This is a genomic window from Fibrobacter succinogenes (assembly GCF_902779965.1).
In the GTDB taxonomy this organism is placed as follows: Bacteria; Fibrobacterota; Fibrobacteria; order Fibrobacterales; family Fibrobacteraceae; genus Fibrobacter; species Fibrobacter succinogenes_F.
This window is the reverse complement of sequence record NZ_CACZDK010000003.1, coordinates 159,599-179,147: the sequence shown is the minus strand read 5'-3', so window position 1 is coordinate 179,147 and position 19,549 is coordinate 159,599. Positions and strand designations below refer to the sequence as shown.

Sequence of the window (19,549 nt, the reverse complement as noted above, 5' to 3'; positions counted from 1 at the left end):
AGGAATGCGTAGCATGATAGGGGAAGGATCCAGTGACATTAGAAAAAACGACCTAAAGTCTAACACCTGACGCCTGAAACCTGTCCCCTGATACCTGAATCCTCAAAGCGTAGCGACCTCATAGCGAGTTTACGAGCGTGCTCAACGCTCATTTGCTATAATTGCACACATGGAACTCACTCAGCTCAAATATTTTTTGGAGGTGGCGCGCACGGAGCATGTAACGCAAAGTGCAAAGAACCTCTGCATCGTCCAGCCGGCGCTCACGCAAGCTATCCACAAGCTCGAAGATGAACTAGGAGTTTCACTGTTCAAAAATTCCGGGCGTAACATCAAACTCACCGATAGCGGAAAGTTCTTTTACGAAAAATTGCAGCCACTCTACGAAAACATGATGGCGCTTCCAGGACTTTTAAAAGAGACCGCGGACAAGCAGAATAACAACATCAAGCTGAACGTTCTTGCGGCATCTACACTCATTACAGGTGCTGTGATTGAGTACAGACGAAGTAATTCTGATATCGACGTGGATATTGTGCAGAACGAAGAAACGAGCGTCTTTGATATCTGCGTGCGCACTTATGCCATTTACAGACCGGAACTCGACAATACAGAAAGCGATGAAACTTTTGTCCATTCCGAAAAAATTTATCTAGCGGTTCCGAATACAGCGCAGTACAAAAAAATGGATTCCATTTCGCTGTTCGATTTGAAAGACGAAAAATTTATACGCCTTTACGGTTCAAAACAGTACCGCACAATCTGTAACGAACTTTGTGATAGCATTGGTTTCCATACGAATGTGACTTTTGAAAGCGATAATACGGCCGTTGTTAAAGAAGCCATCGCTGCTGGCATTGGCGTCGGTTTTTGGCCAGAACTTTCGTGGGGCAAAATGGACCACAAGCGCGTCCGTCTTCTTGAAATTACCGACACGGATTTTAAGCGCGATATCGTGATTTCGCTCCGCCGTAACAAGCAGGACAATTCCAAAACAGAACAGTTTTACAACTTTTTGACAAAGTATATTTTGCAACGACAATCTAAAAAACAAAAATAATTTTGCGCGGATGGCCTAGGTTTCCCCGTTTTACCGCCTGCAGCCTGCTATCAACTTCCAACTTCCAACTTCTAATTTCCTACTAATTACTATCTTTACCTCGTAAATTAACTATTAACTAATAACTATTAACTAGTAACTAAAAATGCAATTCCGTCCTGTAAAAGAACAGCTTGAAATTTTGATGCGCGGCGTTACCGACATTGTGCCGCAAGATGAACTCGAAAAGAAACTCCAGAAGTCTTACGACACCGGCGTTCCACTCCGTATCAAGATGGGTGTGGACCCGACGGCTCCGGATGTCCATTTTGGCCATACGGTCGTGATGCGCAAGCTCCGCCAGTTCCAGGATCTCGGCCATACTGTTGTGCTCATTGTGGGCGACTACACGGCTCAGATTGGTGACCCCAGCGGCCGCAACAAGGCTCGTCCGCGCCTTACGCACGAACAGGTGCTCGAAAACGCAAAGGAATATCAGGAACAGTTCTTCAAGGTCGTCCGCCGCGATCAGGTCGAAATCCATTACAACGGCGAATGGTTCTCCAAGCTTCCGTTCAGCAAGGTCACGGAACTCATGGGCCAGTTCACTGTCGCCCAGATGCTCGAACGCGAAGACTTCCACAACCGCTACGCCGCCAACACGCCGATCAGCCTCCACGAATTCATGTACCCGATGATGCAGGGCTACGATTCTGTCGCCATCAAGAGCGATGTGGAACTCGGTGGCACGGACCAGAAGTTCAACGTGCTCCGTGGTCGCGACCTCCAGCTTTTCGAAGGCATGGAACCGCAGATTGGTCTCTTCATGCCGATTCTCCTCGGTACAGATGGCAAGGTCAAGATGAGTAAGTCCATTGGCAACTACGTTGGTCTTAATGAGCCTGCCGACGTGATGTACCACAAGATTTACAGCCTCTCCGACAACATTGTCGAGAACTGGTTCGAACTTTTGACCAACATCCCGCTCGAAGAAGTCAAGCAGATGATGGCTGACATTGCTGCCGGCAAGATGAACCCGAACGATGCTAAGCACCGCCTCGCTATCGACATCGTGACGCAGTACTACGGTGCCGAAGCTGCCGAAGCCGCTGCCGCTAAGGAACGCGAAATCCACAGCGGTAACGCCATCCCGAGCGATGCTGCCGAATGCTCTGTCGATGCAGGCTCTTATGGCGCTCTTGACCTCCTCGTGAACATCAAGGCTTTTGCTTCCAAGGGCGAAGCTCGCCGCATGGTGCAGAACGGTGGCGTTAAGATTGGTGGCGAAAAGCTTGCAGACCCGCAAGCCCAGATTGAAATCAAGGGCGGTGATCAGCTCGTCGTTCAGGTGGGCAAGCGCAAGTTCTTTAAGGTGAACTTCTAAGGTAAGCAATGTCAAGGGAAATCTTAGTTCTCGGTCTCAATCCTGCTTGGCAGAGGGTGTTCTTTCTGGATAAGTTTACTCCAGGCGAAGTGCACCGCATCTCCAAGGTCAAGGAATATGCTTCGGGCAAGGGCATCAACTGCTGCCGTGTGTTGCAGCTTTTGGGGGGCTCTCCTCGCTTGATGCATTTCTTGGGTACTGGGCATGGCGAGAAAATTTTTGACGAACTTTCGTCTTGTGGCATTCAGCAAGTTCCGATTTGGATTCGCGAAAATACGCGCATCTGCACGACGATTGCCTGCAATGGCGATACGACAGAACTTGTCGAACCGTCTCCGATGCTTGCCGATTCCGAGAACGATGATTTTACACAAACGCTAAACGACCATTGGGATTCCACACAGTATGTAGCTCTTTGCGGAACGTTCCCGCAAGGCTTTAACGCCAAGATGTTCAATGACCTTGACTTTAGCGGCAAGCACATCTTTGTGGATGCTATTGATGGAATTGATGACCTCCTTGTAAAAGGGGTTGATCTTTTGAAAATCAATATGCAGGAATACTGCAAGTTACTCGAACGCTTGAGCATTCCGTTGGTCAAGTCGAGTCCGCAGTTCTGGAAGATGACGGCAACGGCTGTTCTCGAACGCCTTCCGATCAAGAACCTTGTCGTGACCGAGGAAGATTCTCCGGTTCGTGCATTCCGCCTCATGGAAAAAAAGTTCCAGGGCATCCAGCTCCAGCCGCCTACAATCACGGTAAAAAACGATATTGGCGCTGGAGACTCGTTCTTTGCTGGCTGGCTTTATGCTTTCGAACAAAACTTGAGCTTTGAAAATTGTTTGGCTAAGGCAACGGCTGTTGCAAGCGCTCGCTGCGAAGTCGAACGCCCGTGGAACTTGAGCCTGGACCGCGTTGCTGAATTCGAAAACGAACTTGCCACAAAGGTCGAACGCTTAGAGTAAGGGCTCTGCTATGGAAAACGACTTTGTTCCTTTGTTTGCCTTTGCGTCAAACTTGGAATTCTTTGGCGTCTTTCCTGAATGTAATGCATTTGTTCGAAAAGATATTCGCAAAGGCGAAATTGTCGAACTGCCCGAAGGGCGCGGTTTTGCTGTAGTTCTCGGCGTTGGGCTTCTTGAATTTGCAACAAATTTATCTATTCTGCTTTCCCGCTTTTCGGTTGAAGGCCCGTTTACGCATGTGGTGCTTACGGGGATTTGTGGCGCCTATCCGGGCTGCGGATTGAACATCGGCGATGTTGTTCGTGTCGATTCCGAAAGGGTCGGGGATTTGGGCGTTGTCGAGCGCGATGGTTCGTTTACGCCGTGGCACAAAGTTTGCAAAGGGGGCGCGGAAAATTCGGCAGTTTCTTCGCCTGCTTCTGCGCAGGTCTACGAGTCGTCTCCGCTTCGTGGCGTTCCTGCGTGGCTTACGGGCTTAAAATCGGTTGCGGGGCTTACTGTCAACTGTTGCACGGGAACAGCCGCTATGGCCGCAGAACGTGTCCAAAATTTCGATGTTGATGTCGAGTCTATGGAAGGGGCTGCCTGCTTCTCGATTTGCGCTGCATTCGGCATGCCCTGCTACGAAATCCGAGCGGTGAGTAATCTTGCGACCGACCGCGACAAATCCACCTGGCGGATCAAGGATGCCCTTGCCGCATTGCAATCGCTCGTAAACTCGCTTTGAGGCAATGAGCTATGAGCTCGGGGCTAAAGCCCCTTCGGGCTCGCTTCGCTTCGGGCTTTTTTGCTAATTTCTAATTGCTTAACCTCAGAGGGCCGTAGGCCCGACCCCATACCTCAAAGCGCCGTAGGCGCGACCTCATACCCCTATGCAATTATCTCTCGGTATCTCCACTTGCCCTAACGACACCTTCATTTACGAAGCCTTGGTCCACGGACTCGAAAATTCTCCGTTTGAATGGAAAGTGACGTATGCCGACGTTCAGACGCTCAACGAAATGGTCTTGCGCGGCGAACTTGACGTGGCAAAAATCAGTGCGCAGGTCTATCCGCAAATCCGAGAAGCATATCGCTGTCTCGGTTGCGGTGGTGCTATCGGGTACGGCTGTGGCCCGCTTTTGCTCTCTTCCTCGGCAAATACGTTCGATTCCGAGCTCTCGACGACCCTTCCGGGCGCAAATACGACCGCAGCGCTCCTTTTCAAGTTCTGGTACTCCCACAAGTTCAAAAACGCTCCAAAACTCGATTACGCGCTCTTTAACGAGGTTTATCAGCGACTCCTGAACAAGAGCGCCCCCCAGGGCGTTACCATCCACGAGCATCGTTTTACGTGGAAACGTGATGGTCTCCATCTTTTGCAAGACTTGGGTGCCTTCTGGGAGCAAGAAACCGGTTCCCCGATTCCTCTCGGGATTGCGGTTGCCAAAAAGGAACTTGGCTTTGCCGAAATCGAAGCGGTCGAGCGCGAAATCCGCCGCAGTTTGCAAATGGCCCGCCAAAGAAAGAACCCGGTGACGCCCTTTATCGTCGAAAAAGCGCAAATCGATGACGAAGAAGTCATCAAGTCGCACATTGCAATGTTCGTCAATGATTTTTCAGAAAATGTTGGCGACGCTGGTTGGAGGGCTCTAGAAAATCTGTGGCGGTTATCACATTGTTAATAAGTTGTTGAATTATCCAAAACCTATGTAATAGTTTGTAAACGTAAACGTAATTTTGCAAAACAGCGAATTTTTAGCAAAAACTTTAATTTATTTTCCAAAAAGCATCTTTTTTTGGAGTTTGCTTATGAGTTTAGTAAACGATCTTGAACTAGAAATTGAAAATTTCAAACGCGAATACGAGAAGTTCGAACGCGGCAACAAGTCTGCGGGCACGCGCGCTCGCAAGGTCTTGCAGAATATCAAAAAGACCTGCCAAGAGATCCGTGTTTCAATTCAAGGTGCAAAGAAGGAGGAGGAGAAGGACGATCTTCCGAGTGAGGATTGACAGATAAGTTATCCCCAAATGGCTATACCTGTGTAATTTTTACACGAAAAATGGCATTTTTGACGAAAAGTATTTGACTAAAGCCATTTATGAAGGTATATTCCCACATGGGTTTTGTGTTTGCCAAACTGGCAAGCGTATGTTTAACGAATTTAAGTGTTCTATGATTGGAGAAACGTAGCAGTATGACCCTAAAGAAACTGGTCTTAATTACGGCCGGGGCGATGCTTCTTTCTGGAACCGCCATGGCAAAGAATATCAACGTGCCTGGCGATTTCGCAAAGATTGCAGATGCTCTCGGAAATGCGGATGCCGGGGATACAATCCTTGTCAAACGCGGTGTTTATAATGAAAACATCACCTTGATCATGGGTGTTGTTCTTAAGGGCGAGGACCCATTGTCTACCATTATCGATGGTGGCCGCCGTGGTCCGACCGTCATGGGTACTTCAGGCGCCGAAATGTCGCACTTCACGGTGAGGAACGGTCTTGAAGGTATCCTTTGCGAAAACGCAGCCCCTTACATTCATCATTGCTATGTGATCGATAACCATGCAACGGGTATCGGTGCTTTTATTTCTCTGCCTTGGCTCCGCAACAACGTGGTCTATGGCAACCGCTGGTCTGGTATTCTTGCTTGGGGTGCTAAGTCTCTCGATGCTTACATCGAACAGAACGTCGTGCTCCGCAATGGCTACTCTGGTCTTGCTTTGAAGGGCCCGACCAACTTGGTCGCCCGTAACAACATCTTCATGGAAAACCACTACTACGGTGTGTTTGCTGACCCGGCTGCCGGTCAGACGAAGGTGGAATACAACAACATCTACAAGAACTACTATCCGTTCAACCAGTTCATCAAGGTGAACCGCACGAACGTTTCTTTGGACCCGAAGTTCAACAATCCGTCTCTCGGAAATCCGAACTTCTTCTGCCAGTCCACTTCCCCGATGCTCAAGCGCGGTAAGGGCAAGTTGGATATCGGTCTTACTGCAACTGACGTCGTCAAGGAAGAAGAAGCTGTCGAAGAAACACGTAATCCGGATACCGATGGTGATGGTCTCTGCGATCCGTGGGTTTCTGAAGAAGGTCTCTCCGAAAAGTACGCCGGCACTTGCACGGGCTTTGATAACTGCCCGGAAGAAGCTGAAGACTTCGACGGTTTCCAGGACGACGATGGTTGCCCGGATCCGGACAACGACCGCGACGGTCTCTGCGACCCGTGGGTTGAAGCTAAGGGCTTGCTCCCTCAGTTCGCTCACATCTGTAAGGGTGTGGACCTCTGCCCGGAACAGTCTGAATCTTTGAACAACTACAAGGACGACGATGGTTGCCCGGATGAAGTTCCGCAGCCGCCGAAGAAAGTCTTCGTTCTTGAAGGTGTGAACTTTGAATCTGGTAAGGCTACCATCACTCAGGACTCCTACATCTCCTTGATGAAGGTTGTCGATATCATGGAAACCTTCCCGGAAGCTACTTTCGAAATTGTGGGCCATACCGATAACATCGGTAACAAGGACAAGAACATGACTCTCTCCGCAGATCGTGCGAACTCTGTGAAGAACTTCCTTGTCGAAAAAGGCATTGCCGAAAGCCGTATGACTACAAAGGGCTTGGGCGATACTAAGCCTGTTGCATCCAACAAAACACCTGAAGGACGTGCGCAGAACCGTCGTATTGAGTTCATCCGCACGGATATTAAGTAAAGGAGTAGGTGATGTTGCGTACTAGTTTCATCAAGACGTCCGCTCTCGGACTTGCCGTAGCCAGCACTTCTTTGTTTGCAGAGGCAACCTACACGCCGAATAAGTATCAGCAGAATGACTGGTTTGCCGAATATGGTGGTAACACCGCGATGTATGTGAACCCGGCTGGTATTTCTGAAACTGATCAGCTCGAATTCAGTGCTGCTTTCTTTAGCACCATTAGTGGCGAAGCTAGCCAGGAATATGTCAGCTTGACATACCCGATTGACTACAAGCACACTTTGGGCTTCTCCCTTTTCGAAAACGGTGCTTCCATCGAAGGTGGCGAATCCTATAGCGAAATTGCCGTTCAGTTCGGTTACGCTTATAGACTCTTCCACTTGCTCTCTCTCGGTGTTGACCTCTCTGTCTTGTACATCAACCAGTTTGATGAACTCAAGCAGCTCACGATTGGTGCCGACGTAGGTTTGAGCTGGAACCCGCTCGCTTCTTCGAAGTATGGTTACTTGCTCATTGGCGTTGCCGTGCAGAACCTCCTTGCTCCGGCTGTCAGCGAAGCTGATGGTGACGGTAGCTTCAAGTTCGTGTTCATGGGCGCTGCCGATGCTTACAAGATTCCGACGAACTTGAACCTCTCTTTGTTCTATCGCGGATTCAACCGTCTTCTCGAATTCAAGGCCGAACTCTCCGTGATTGACCTTATCCACGATTCTAAGGAAGGTGGTAAGGGCTGCAACCTCGAAATGAGCTTCTCCTTGACCTATTATCTTTCTTCTCACCTCGGTGTCCGTGGCCGCTTTACTAAGGAAGGCTACCCGGTTATCGGTGCTACGGTTAACGTTAAGGATGTCAGCATCTTCCGTTACCTCGCTCTTGACCTCGAAATGTCTCACGACGACCTCTGGGCTAAGAAGAACCGTGGCTTTGTGTGGGCTGTCAAGCTGACTTCTCGCTTCGGTGATACCCGTGAAGAGAAGATTGGTGAAGAACGTTATCGCCGTTTGAAGATCGAACCTGAAAACGACTACCGTGCTGCAATGCGTCTGTACTTGAACCGTCAGTTCCTCGAAGCTGCTTATGCCTTCGGTAAGGTTCAGACCAAGTACCCGGCATTCCACCTTGTTGACCAGGCTGCTTTCTACAAGGCAAAGTCTTTCGAAAACCTCCGTATGCACAAGGCTGCTAAGAACGTCTACGAAGACGCTATCAAGCGCTATCCGCAGAGTGACCAACGCGCCAAGTATCACTTCCAGTTGATGAACATCGACTATAAGGAAGGCAAGTACACGGAAGCTTTGAACAAGTACCAGAATATTGCTCAGAAGTTCGGTGAAAGTGACGTGAAGGCTGACGCTGACTACGTTGCTGGCCAGATCAAGTTCGAACAGGGCCTCTATCAGGAATCTGTTGACCTGCTTGCTTCCATTCTTCCGGGTAACGCCAACTACTTCTACGCTCGCTATACCATGGGTATCGCACACAGCCGTATGAGCAAGTTCGACGAAGCTGAAAACTGCTTCCGTGATATTACGGAACAGCCGGTTTCCAACCAGTCTGAACGCGACCTTCAGGACGCTGCAAGAGTTAAGCTCGGCCACCTCTTCTTCTCTGGTGAAAAGCCGGACATCGCAGCAGCTGCTCAGATGTATGGCCAGGTCCAGAAGCAATCTCCGGTGTACGACGAAGCTATGCTCGGTATTGCATGGTCCTTCCTCAAGGTCAACAAGCCGGATGAAGCTATCAAGCCGGCCAAGTGGATTATCAGCAATCTTCCGGAATCCTTCCTCGTGTCTGAAGCATACCTCGTTATGGGTTACTGCTACTTCATGAAGAAAGACTACCAGAACGCTCTTGACGCTTTGACCCAGGCTGAATCTCGTACGGAACAGCCGATTGTGTCCGTTGCTTCTCGCGACAGTGCTCGTCAGGCTTACGATTCCATGCAGAGCCAGTTCGACTCCGTTCAGGTTCTTGCCTTGGATCTCGCTCGCCAGTTGCCGACTCCGCGTGTGGAAAGCAAACGCGAAGCTTTGCGTCCGACATTCAACAAGGCTAACCAGGCTATTGAAGATTACGCAACGTTCATGCAGAGAGCTATCCAGAGTGACCGCTTTGAATCTAATCGTAAGCGCATTTTGGAAGACGCAGGCTTTACCAAGGCTACCATCATGTCTAAGATTGGTGGTGCAGGCGGTGGAAAGAAACCGGATCTTCCTCCTGTTGAATTGGAAGACGACCTCTAATCGAGTATAATTCGGACCCAGTATAAAGCTGGGCCCGTCACTTTTATTTTTAAGAAAATCATAGGTGGATAGAGAACGATGAAAAATCTATTGCTCGTCTCAGCAATTGTATGCTCCATGGTTGGAACTTCTTTTGCTGCATCGGATCCGTGTAAGGAAAAAACGACCGAAGCAAAGAATCTTTACGCAAAGTGCAAGTCTATCGGAAAAGGCAATGCTGGTTATGATCAGTGCGCTAGCTCCTATAGAGTGATTAAGAACCAGGCTGAACAGGCATGCCGTTCTGGTGGCCTTGATGAAGATGGCATGCGTAAAGCAATTGAACAGTGGCAAAAGCAGGTTGACCGCTGCGCCGGCAAGATTAGTAACCGTTGCGCTAGCTCCTTGCAGCAACTTGGCCACTATCAGTTCCAGCTCGAAGAAAAGCAGTTCCTCGACAAGAACGCCCAATACGAAGAAGATGTTGCTTGGTGCGCTGACCGTGATAACAAGCCGGCAAAGTGCGCTAACATCGGCCAGTTCCCGAAGCCGGATCACCAGAAGTCCTTGGGTTACTTCCTTGAATACATCGACAAGTATCCGAAGGAAGCTAAGGCTCCGACCGTGATTTACCAGGCTGCAGCTGTGCAGGAAGCTAGCGGCGAAGACGACAAGGCATACAAGCTCCGTATGCAGCTCGTCCGCGACTTCCCGGACAACGGTCTTGTGCCGAAGGCATGGCTCCGTATTGCAGAATACCACTTCATGAACCGTAAGTTCAAGGATGCTATCACTGCTTATAAGAAAGTGACTGGCTTCGAAAACCTCACGGGTAAGGAAGCTGCACTTGCCATGTACCACTTGGCAGAATCTTACTACAACACTGCTGAATACGAAATCGCTGCTAAGCAGTACTTCGACTACATCGTCGGTGCTGACAAGGGTAAATATCCGAACGACTTGCGCGCTGAAGCTATGGACTTCATGGCAGCCTCCTTCTCTGACTTGGAAGGTGGTGGCGTTCAGGAAGCTGAAGCTTTCTTGAAGGACAAGAAGGTTGCGTTCAAGGACTCTGTTTACTACCGTATCGGTATGAAGAACAAGGACCATGACCGTAACGAAGAAGCTGTCCAGTCCTTCAAGCGCTTGATGAACATCAACCCGGACTATATCGACGCTCCGCTCGCCGATATTGCTATGATCGAAATCTTGATCGTTCAGCAGAAGTTCGAAGATGCTCAGGCTCACCGCTACGAAGTGGTGAAGCGTTACGACCGCAATTCTTCTTGGTACAAGAAGAACCAGAAGTATCCGGAATCTGTGAAGAATGCTGAAGCTGCTATCCGTGGCGCTATGCTCGACATTCCGCAGTACCATCACGCTCAGGCTGCTAAGCTCACCAAGGAAGGTGATATCGAAGGTGGCAAGAGACAGTATGTAAAGGCTATCGAAGCTTACGAAGCCTTCCTCAAGCGCTATGCCAAGGAACCGACTTGGGACGAATACAAGGTTCACATCAACCTCGCTCTCGTTTATCAGGAAATGGGCCAGCATGCTAACGCTGCCAAGATGTTCAACTGGATCGTTGATACCGATACGACTCGTTACGGCCGTCGCGAAATGGGTTCTGCCGCTCTCCTCTCCAAGGATGAAGCTGGTTATAACGCCGTTCTCATGATGGACCAGGCTCGCGAAAATGCTCGCAAGTCCAAGGCTAACGATGATGCTGTTCAGGCTTACAACTTGCCGGAAACTAAGGCATACTTCGACCAGGTCGATAAGTACATGGCTAAGTTCGGTAAGAATAAGGAAGCTGCAGAACTTGCATACAACGCCGCTATCGTTCATTACGATGCTAAGCAGTTCAGTGTTGCTGTGAACGTTCTCCGCAAGCTCAAGAAGGACTTCCCGAAACACCAGTACATTTTGCTCATCAGCCGTATGCTTGCTCAGTCTCTCTTGGAATCCAACCAGCTCGATGAATCCCTCACGGAATTCGAATGGCTCCTCAAGCAGTACAAGGCCAAGGAAACTCGCAACGACTCCATGGCTGCTGAAATCGAAAAGGCTATCGCTTACGTTCTCTTCCAGAAGGCTGAATCTTCTGTCAAGGCTGGTAAGAATGAAGCTGGCGCCAAGGCTTACTTGGACCTCGTAAAGCGCTACCCGAACATCGACATTGCTGACAAGGCAATCTTCGAAGCTGCTGCCGCTTACGAAGCCACCAACCAGTACAAGAAGGCTGCTGAAACCTTCATGCTCCTCCCGAAGAGCTATGCTAAGTCTCCGCTCACTGTTAAGGGTATCTTGCGTGCTGCAAGCAACTACAAGAAGGACAAGCAGCCGGTACAAGCTGCCAAGACGTTCTTGTTCATTACGGATAACTTCCCGCAGGATTCTATGGCCTTCCCGGCAATCGGCTTTGCTGCTCAGACCTACGACTCCATCCCGGACAAGAAGCAGGCCGCTATTACCTTCGAACTTGCTTACAAGCGTTACCCGCAGAACGAAGAAACTCCGTCCTTCCTCTATAGCGCATGCTTGAGTTATGACGAAGCTAAGATGACTAACGAAGCTATCCGCTGCTCCAAGGACCTCGTCCGCGACTATCCGAAGAGCTCTTACGCTGTTGACGCTGCCTTCTCTATCCCGATGGCATACGCTAACGCTAAGAAGTGGGACCTCGCCATCCAGGAATATCGCAACTTCATCAAGATGTACCAGGAAGACAAGGAAAAGCTCATTGCCGCTTACATCGGTATCGCTCGCGCTTACCGCAATGTGAAGGACATGGAAAACTCTGTTGACGCTTACAAGAAGACTCTTGAAGCTTACGACAAGTACGGTTTGCAGATCAAGAACGCAGACGCTGCTATTCCGGCTGAAGCTGCTTTCTACATGGGTGAATACGAATACAACAAGATGACTCCGGTTGTCTTGAAGGGTAAGGAAAAGGAAAAGGCTAAGATCATCAAGAGCTTGGTCGAAATCCTCCAGAAGGCTATGGGTCACTACTCCAAGTCTGCTGCCTATGCATCTGAAAAGTGGACCTTCCGTGCCACTAACAAGATGGGTATGCTCTTCGTGACGATGGCTGCAAAGATTCGTGAACAGCAGCTCAACGGTAAGAAGGAAGAAGAAAAGTTCGCCGAACGTATCGGTATCGTGCAACAGCTCCCGTCTTACTACGAACAGGCTCGTCCGATCTTCCAGAAGAACATCGACCTTGCTCGTGACCAGGGCTTCTACAACAAGGACGTGATTGCTGCAGAAATGGGCTACATCGAAATGTACTACCAGGGCTGCGCTGTGTTCGTCGAAGTTGCCGATGCATTCGCCAACTCTCCGCTTCCGGATAGTGCTTTGATCGTCCGCGAATACGTGGGCCAGGGCATGGTGAAGGATGACGCTATCATGGCTGCTCACGAAGACTTGGAAGCTTACCGCGAAGAATTGAACAGCCGTTCTGATGCCGCTAAGCAGCTCGCTATCCCGCAGTGCGCAACCGGTATCAAGGCTTCTGCTCACTACGGTATCGACAACGAATGGACGAAGAAGCTCTTCGAAACCTTGAGAACTTTGGACGAAAGCAACGAAGATCTCAATACCCAGATTGAAAAGTTCGACCCGTCTACGCTCTTTGCTGACCCGACTTACTTCAAGATGAAGGCTCGTATCGAACAAATCGAACAGTCTGACGCTATGACTCTTGAAGAAAAGGTTGCCACCTTCCGCAACATCGTCAAGGAAACTAAGGACGATCGTACAAAGCTCGAAGAAGAGCTTGCCAAGCTGAAGCAGTGGATGGCTGATCCGAGCCAGATCCCGGCTTCTGAAAGAGGCGTTGAATCTACTTCTGAATCTTCTAGCGACGACGAAGCCGTTGAAGATACGCCGAAGAAGGGCAAGAAAGGCAAAAAAGCCAAGGCTGAATCCAAGAAAGCCAAGAAAAAAGCCAAAAAAGGCAAGAAAAAATAGCGGTAAAAACTATTTTACGGGGAATCCTGGTTCATGGGATTCCCCTATTTTATTGGGCTTGAGAGCGATTTGAGTGCGGTAAAGAAAGTTTTACTACTAAAATTTCCCACAATGCTCAAAAAAAAAATAAATATGAACGAAGATTATCAAAAACAACAAAAAAACAATAACTCAATTAAAGGAGTCTCTAATGTCTAAATTGCTTCAATCCTTCAGCCCTGAATCTGATGGTTACCAGTTCATGTGGATCATCTTGGTCGTGTTCATCATCGGCCTTGGCTTCTCCCTGGAACGTGTTACCTACATTATGATTAAGAGCTCCAAGGGCCGCGCTAAGTTTATGGCTGATTTCGGTAAGCTCGTTATGCAGAACCAGCTCGAACAGGCTCTCCAGTTCGCTAAGAGCTCCAAGCTCCCGATCGCTAAGGTCATGGACGCTATCGTCGGTGCAAAGCTCAACTGCAAGGATGCTGACAAGGCTCGTGACATGATGACTGCTGCTTCTGACGCTGTGTTCCTCACTGAAGCTCCGCGCCTCACTCGCTACATCTCCATCATTTCCGTTATGGCTTCCATCTCCACGTTGCTCGGACTTATGGGTACGATTTACGGTCTGATCTACACCTTCGACGCTGTTGCTAACAAGCCGGCTTCTGAACGTGCTAAGGCTCTTGCTGATGGTATTGCTATCGCTATGGGTACTACGCTCCTCGGACTTCTCTCTGCAGTTCCTCTCCTCGTTATTGTCGGTCTTCTCAACATGAACTCCGAACGCCTCATCCAGGAAATGGAAGAAAAGGGCCTCAAGATTATCAACTCCCTCGCTTAATCATTCAGAGAGTTTAATTTTAACTGGAGTTTAAAAACATGGCAAAACAAATCAAGAAACCAGGAAAGGTCGAAGAACCGGATTTGCTTCCGGCGATGGGCTTGTTCACCATCTTGATTCCTATGCTTCTGACCATGACTGCTTTCTCCAAACTTGCCATTGTCGAAGTGAATCTGCCTGAACGCAGCCAGATGATCATGGACAATGACGTGCCGCCTCCACCTGATGAGCAGGCATTGAACTTGTCACTCGCTATCGCTAACAACTACCTTGTTATCGGTGCACGCGGTGGTTTCCAGCCGAACGTCTATTTCAAGGAAATGTGGACGTTCCGTTGCAAGTCTGATGCTCAGCTCGTTACCTATGCGATGGAAGACGTGAAGTCGGCTGTTGAAAGTGGACATGGACCGAAGTGCAAAGATGGTTCCGAAATGGATAAAGAGAAGTATCTCTATGAAATCGAAACCATCGAACTTTGGGCTATTCAGAAGGAATCTGAAGAAGACCCGGGTAAGGTCATTTGGGCCGCTTATAAGAACGACGGAAGTGCTGAAGAAGCTCACGCTGACAGTGCTTTCGTAGATGGCGCTAACAACTTCTTGTCTCTTCCGGGTGAAGGCGTAGGTGGTCTTCAGAAGCCGGCTGCTCTCAAGGCTCCGACTCCTGGCATGGCTCTCGCAACGCTTCAGCCGAACTCTGCCCGTACTCTCAAGCCGGGTGACAAGACTATGGTTTATCCGCTTTCCGCATACGATCTCATTGCTAAGGACTTGATCGCTATCCATACTCAGTTCATCGACTTGGACGACGTTGATAACATCATCATCGTTGCAAACGACGATACTCAGTTCGATAAGATCATCCAGCTCATGGACCGTGCTAAGGAAGCTGGTTTCAGCAAGATCAACCTTGCTAAGTTGGGAGGTTAATCATGGCTAGAAAATCTCGTAAGTATAGCGAAGACGTACCTTTCTCCTTAACGTCCATGATGGACATGATGACCATCATCTTGGTGTTCATGATTAAGAACATGGACGCTGAAGGTCAGCTCTTGACCCAGGCAGAAAACTTGATTCTTCCGATCTCTACCTCTAAGGTTCAGCCGAAGGAAGTGTCTCTGACTGTCGTGGTCGATGCTAACTACGTTATCGTTGACAATGAAAAGGTCGTGCCGACCGCTGACGTTCTCGCTCAGGAAGACCTCCTCGTTACGAAGGTGGACGAAATCTTGAAGGATCGTCGCGCAATCGAACAGGAACACGCTCTCAAGATGGGCCTTCCTGCTGACGAAGCCGGTCACATCATTGTTCAGATTGACAAGAACATCCCGTATGATGCGATGTATAAGGTCATGGCTACTTGTGGCTTCTCCGGATACACGAACATCGCATTCGCCGTGATGCAGAAGAACGGCGGGGAGGAATAATCAATGGCTAAGAAGAACATAGATCCGTTTATTGCGTCGCTCATGCCGGAATCCGACAAGAAGATGGGCGCAATCGCCGGTGTCTCTCTTGTGATCGCTTTGGCTATGTGTATTTGGGCTTCCATGTACGAACAGGTCGTTGCTGAAGTCGTATTCGACAACGCTGATTCCGTGGACCTTACTACTTCCATGCAGATTGAGCAGAAGGAAGAAAAGAAGGAAGAAAAGAAGAAGCCTGAACCGAAAAAGCCTCGTAAGAAAGCTGGTGGTGGTGGTAAGCCGCGCGGTAAGGGCCAGCCGAACGCTCCGCAGACTCGCGGCGTGCTCAAGCTCCTCACTGCACAGACCAAGAATGCCTCTGCTGCTGCTTATGACTTGATGAAGAACCAGAAGTTCACCAAGGACATCGATAAGGTGCTCAAGGACGTTGCTGGTCTCCAGACTACGGGTAAGACCGTTCTCGGTGGCCGTCGCGGTAAGGCTAATGGTGGCTTCAACGAAGGTTACGCAGAAGGTGGTTCCGGTGGTATCGGTGACGGCCTTGCTGGCCTCCTTGGCGGTGGTGGCGGTGGTATCGCTACTAAGGCTAAGGGCTCCATCAAGACTCCGTCTATGCGCGATATCGACATGGGTGCCGGTGGTGGTTCCCGTTCCGCAGCAGACATCATGAAGGTTGTCCGCCAGCGTACTCCGGGTCTTCGCCACATCTATAACAAGTGCCTGAAGAAGAAACCGGGATTCCAGGGTAAGGTTACCTTGAGATTCACGATCGCTCCGGGTGGCGAAATCATCAGCATTTCCACTGTGTCTTCCACGACCGGTTTCAGCGAATTCGATAGCGAAATCAAGAACGCCGTCAGCCGCTGGACCTTCAGCAAGGTGAAGTCCGGTAACACGACGGTTACGATTCCGTTCACGTTCTCCGAATAATTCACTTGGAAAGCTTGAAAAAAGACCAGACGAAAGTCTGGCCTTTTTTTATGATGTAATTAAGAAGAATGTCAAAAAAAATGGGGTTTCGTTAAAATTTTGTTGCGTTTTTTCTTTTATAAAACTAACTTTATAAATGAATTTTCAATAGGAGTTATTCCATGAACTTAAAAACCGTAGCTGCAGTTGGCACCGCAATCGGAATTTTTGGTGTCGGTTCTGCGTTTGCAACATTCGCCCGTATCGAATCTATGGGTAAGAATACGACTTACATCATGGATGATGTGAGCATCTTTGATAACCCGGCTAACATCAACCTCTACTCCAACTACTTGATTGGTGAATTTGGCCCTTATACGGACCGTGTTGATGTGGGCGCAAACCGTGATCCGCAGCATCCGAACTTCGGTGGTATTTTCTCCATTGCCATTGGCGGCGATAACAATCCGGACCCGCGTATTTCTATCGGTGGTCTCTTTGGCCGTATCGATGCTGACCTTATCCAGTATTTGCCGAATGCTGTGATTGGCGATAATGGAAAAACAACCAAGGTTCCTGAAACTGTGACTAACTTCGACGGTTTCTTGGGCGGTACGCTTTCGAACGGCAACGCTTGGGGCTTGCATGTCTATATTGCTCAGCAAGACGGCGGTGATTTGGACGAAGATGGTAACTACCAGGTCAATGACGATTCCTACGCTTCTATAGTGCAGGCTGGCGGTGGTATGAACTTCCAGTTCACGAACTACTTTGATTTGGAATTTTCTTTGGCTTTGGCTCGTATCCAGTATGGTCCGGAACACCACAACTTCTTTGATGACGGTAATTTCTCTTGGCTCATCAAGTCCCGTGCATTCTTTACGCTGGATGCCATCAACGGTGAACTCGTTCCGGCCTTGAACCTCAAGTTCATTGAAGCTCCGGGTCAGGAAGATACTCATGCTCAGGTGGGTGTCGGCGTGAACGTCGCTCTCGATCGAGGCTTCTTCTGGATGGGCTTGGACTTTATCTATAACAAGAGAAAGGCTCATGACATTATTTTTGATGTCGCTAGCAAGACCTGGACTTATGATTCCCGTAATGAAGACCATAAGTATTGGGATGAACGTACCGATATCGGTGGCATGATCAGCTTCGGTATCGAACGTAACATCTGGTGGGACTGGTTCGTGATTCGCGTTGGCGGTCAGAAGTCTATCCTTTACACGGATTGCAATGTTCATAATAAGAACATCGACAGATATAAGAAAAATAATGAATATGGCATTTGTAAGGATGACGGCAACTTCTTCAGCACGAACCCGCTTGCAGACGGCACTTCCAAGGACCATGTCGGCTTCGGTTTCGGTATCAACATCGAAGAAAAGTTGAAGATTGACGTGACCGTTGCTGAAGACCTCCTCTTTAGGAATCCGTTCCAGGGTGAAGGCCGCCTCTTCTCCAGAATTTCTGCAACGTACTCGTTCTAATTGGTAGTAGTGGTTAGTAAACAGTGGCTAGTAAACAGGAACGCGATAAAAATGTTCTTATTGCATTCCTGACCACCAACCACTAGCCACTAATCACTAGCAACAATTTTCGAAACGCATTCCACTTGGGTGCGTTTCTTTTTTTATTTTATGGACATGAAGAAAATTTTATCCCTCATATTCCTCGTTTTGCTTTCGTCTTGTTCCGAACCGACGGAGCGTATTGAAAGGAAACTCTTGCCGTACTTGCAAGAAGACTTGAAGTTCATGGTGGCGGAAACCTTGAATGCAAAGGCTACCAAACAAGACTTGCTCGATGAACCGTATTACAAGATTCGCGATTTTAGGTTGTTCGAAGGCGCCGAAGCCGAAATTTATGCGGCTTATGCTGAAGTTGATTTTTATATCTATAAGGACATTGCCATTTACGAAAAACGTAAGTACCGTTACGAGGTCCATGGTAGGCATTGGGACCGTTATTCTAAGGTTCTGAAATTTGGTAAAGATAAAAATCCATAGATAAAATATTTATCTATTTTAGTTATATTTTCGAGTGGGAATTCTATAATAGAGGGTTAAATTTTGTTCGGACTTTTCTCTTGTGATATCGGTATCGATTTGGGTACCGCAAATACGCTTGTCCATGTGGCTGGGCAGGGCATTGTCATTAATGAACCGACGGTGATTGCGGTAGACCGCAAGAGCAATCGCATTACAGCTATTGGTGCTGAGGCTAAGAAAATGCTTGGCCGTACGTCTGGTGAAAGTCGTGCTATTCGTCCGATGCGAGACGGTGTTATTGCTGATTTTGAGCTTGTTGAAAAACTTTTGACTACCTTTATCAGGCGCGTTCAGCGCTATCCGATGTGGATGGCGAAACCGCGTGTGGTGGTTGGCGTTCCGAACGGAATTACCGAAGTGGAAACGCGCGCCGTGATTGATGCTATCAAGATGACGGGTGCAAAGGAAGTCCACTTGGTCCATGAACCGATGGCTGCTGCAATTGGTATGGGCATTCCGGTTGAAGAACCTGTCGGTAACATGATTGTGGATATTGGCGGCGGTACGTCCGATATTGCCGTGATTGCTTTGAACAAGTCCGACTGCAACGGCTCTGTGCGCGTGGGCGGTGACGAAATGGACGAAGCGATTGTGCGTTACTTGCGTACCATGTACAACCTCTGCGTCGGTGAAAGCACTGCCGAACAGATCAAGATTCAGATTGGTTCTGCAAATCCGCTCGAAGAAGAATTGACGATGGAAGTCAAGGGCCTTGACTTTATTGCTGGTATGCCGCGCACGATTCCGGTTGGAAGTGCCGAAATCCGCGAAGCCATCAATGAACCGGTGACTGCCATTATCGAAGCGGTAAAGCAGGCTTTGAGCATGACTCTCCCGGAACTTTCTGCCGATATTTACGACAAGGGCATTATCCTCACGGGTGGCGGCTCCCAGCTGCGCGGCCTTGACGAACGTATCCGCAAGGAAACGGGCCTCTCGGTCAACGTGATTGACGATCCGATGACTTGCGTTTGCAAGGGTGCTGCTCGCATTCTCGAAGACTTGGACAAGTACCGTCCTGTTTTGGTCGCTTCTTCTACGTAATTTTTTG

General features: G+C 49.0%; 16 protein-coding genes. All 16 read left to right on the top strand.

Annotated elements, in window-relative coordinates:
• Nucleotides 1-169: 169 nt before the first annotated feature.
• The 16 genes from HUF13_RS02415 (at nt 170) to HUF13_RS02340 (ending at nt 19,542) form a co-directional block, all read left to right on the top strand.
• Nucleotides 170-1,060 (top strand): LysR family transcriptional regulator, encoded by an 891-nt coding sequence (locus HUF13_RS02415; protein WP_173473647.1) that lies wholly within the window; start codon nt 170-172, stop codon nt 1,058-1,060.
• 145 nt (nt 1,061-1,205) lie between these two features.
• Nucleotides 1,206-2,423, top strand: coding sequence for a tyrosine--tRNA ligase (tyrS, locus tag HUF13_RS02410; protein WP_173473646.1), 1,218 nt, complete (start codon nt 1,206-1,208; stop codon nt 2,421-2,423).
• Nucleotides 2,424-2,431: 8 nt separating this feature from the next.
• Entirely contained in the window at nt 2,432-3,388 is a 957-nt protein-coding gene (locus HUF13_RS02405; RefSeq protein ID WP_173473645.1) for a 1-phosphofructokinase family hexose kinase, read from the top strand.
• A gap of 10 nt (nt 3,389-3,398) precedes the next feature.
• Nucleotides 3,399-4,115: a futalosine hydrolase gene (mqnB, locus tag HUF13_RS02400; protein WP_173473644.1), complete on the top strand. Its 717-nt coding sequence runs from the start codon at nt 3,399-3,401 to the stop codon at nt 4,113-4,115.
• Nucleotides 4,116-4,260: 145 nt separating this feature from the next.
• Nucleotides 4,261-5,052 carry a 1,4-dihydroxy-6-naphthoate synthase gene (locus HUF13_RS02395; RefSeq protein WP_173473643.1) on the top strand — a complete coding sequence of 264 codons (792 nt, stop codon included), beginning with the start codon at nt 4,261-4,263 and terminating at the stop codon, nt 5,050-5,052.
• A 127-nt stretch (nt 5,053-5,179) separates the two neighbouring features.
• Nucleotides 5,180-5,380 (top strand): hypothetical protein, encoded by a 201-nt coding sequence (locus HUF13_RS02390; protein WP_014546551.1) that lies wholly within the window; start codon nt 5,180-5,182, stop codon nt 5,378-5,380.
• Between the two features lie 185 nt (nt 5,381-5,565).
• A complete protein-coding gene (locus tag HUF13_RS02385; RefSeq protein WP_304038726.1) occupies nt 5,566-7,083 on the top strand; it encodes an OmpA family protein in 1,518 nt (505 codons plus the stop codon).
• An 11-nt stretch (nt 7,084-7,094) separates the two neighbouring features.
• The gene (locus HUF13_RS02380; protein WP_173473641.1) at nt 7,095-9,326 is read left to right on the top strand and encodes a tetratricopeptide repeat protein; all 2,232 of its coding nucleotides are present in this window, start codon (nt 7,095-7,097) and stop codon (nt 9,324-9,326) included.
• A gap of 78 nt (nt 9,327-9,404) precedes the next feature.
• Nucleotides 9,405-13,283 carry a tetratricopeptide repeat protein gene (locus tag HUF13_RS02375; RefSeq protein WP_173473640.1) on the top strand — a complete coding sequence of 1,293 codons (3,879 nt, stop codon included), beginning with the start codon at nt 9,405-9,407 and terminating at the stop codon, nt 13,281-13,283.
• 190 nt (nt 13,284-13,473) lie between these two features.
• On the top strand, nt 13,474-14,112 hold the full coding sequence (locus HUF13_RS02370) for a MotA/TolQ/ExbB proton channel family protein (RefSeq protein WP_072829222.1): 639 nt from the start codon (nt 13,474-13,476) through the stop codon (nt 14,110-14,112).
• A gap of 38 nt (nt 14,113-14,150) precedes the next feature.
• Nucleotides 14,151-15,041: a biopolymer transporter ExbD gene (locus HUF13_RS02365; protein ID WP_173473639.1), complete on the top strand. Its 891-nt coding sequence runs from the start codon at nt 14,151-14,153 to the stop codon at nt 15,039-15,041.
• Between the two features lie 2 nt (nt 15,042-15,043).
• Nucleotides 15,044-15,538 (top strand): biopolymer transporter ExbD, encoded by a 495-nt coding sequence (locus HUF13_RS02360; RefSeq protein ID WP_072829218.1) that lies wholly within the window; start codon nt 15,044-15,046, stop codon nt 15,536-15,538.
• A gap of 3 nt (nt 15,539-15,541) precedes the next feature.
• Complete coding sequence (locus HUF13_RS02355) at nt 15,542-16,468, top strand: AgmX/PglI C-terminal domain-containing protein (RefSeq protein ID WP_173473638.1); 927 nt, start codon at nt 15,542-15,544, stop codon at nt 16,466-16,468.
• Between the two features lie 161 nt (nt 16,469-16,629).
• Nucleotides 16,630-17,937 carry a hypothetical protein gene (locus HUF13_RS02350; RefSeq protein WP_173473637.1) on the top strand — a complete coding sequence of 436 codons (1,308 nt, stop codon included), beginning with the start codon at nt 16,630-16,632 and terminating at the stop codon, nt 17,935-17,937.
• Nucleotides 17,938-18,093: 156 nt separating this feature from the next.
• The gene (locus HUF13_RS02345) at nt 18,094-18,456 is read left to right on the top strand and encodes a hypothetical protein (protein ID WP_304038725.1); all 363 of its coding nucleotides are present in this window, start codon (nt 18,094-18,096) and stop codon (nt 18,454-18,456) included.
• Between the two features lie 63 nt (nt 18,457-18,519).
• The gene (locus HUF13_RS02340; RefSeq protein ID WP_173389078.1) at nt 18,520-19,542 is read left to right on the top strand and encodes a rod shape-determining protein; all 1,023 of its coding nucleotides are present in this window, start codon (nt 18,520-18,522) and stop codon (nt 19,540-19,542) included.
• The last annotated feature ends 7 nt before the right edge of the window (nt 19,543-19,549 follow it).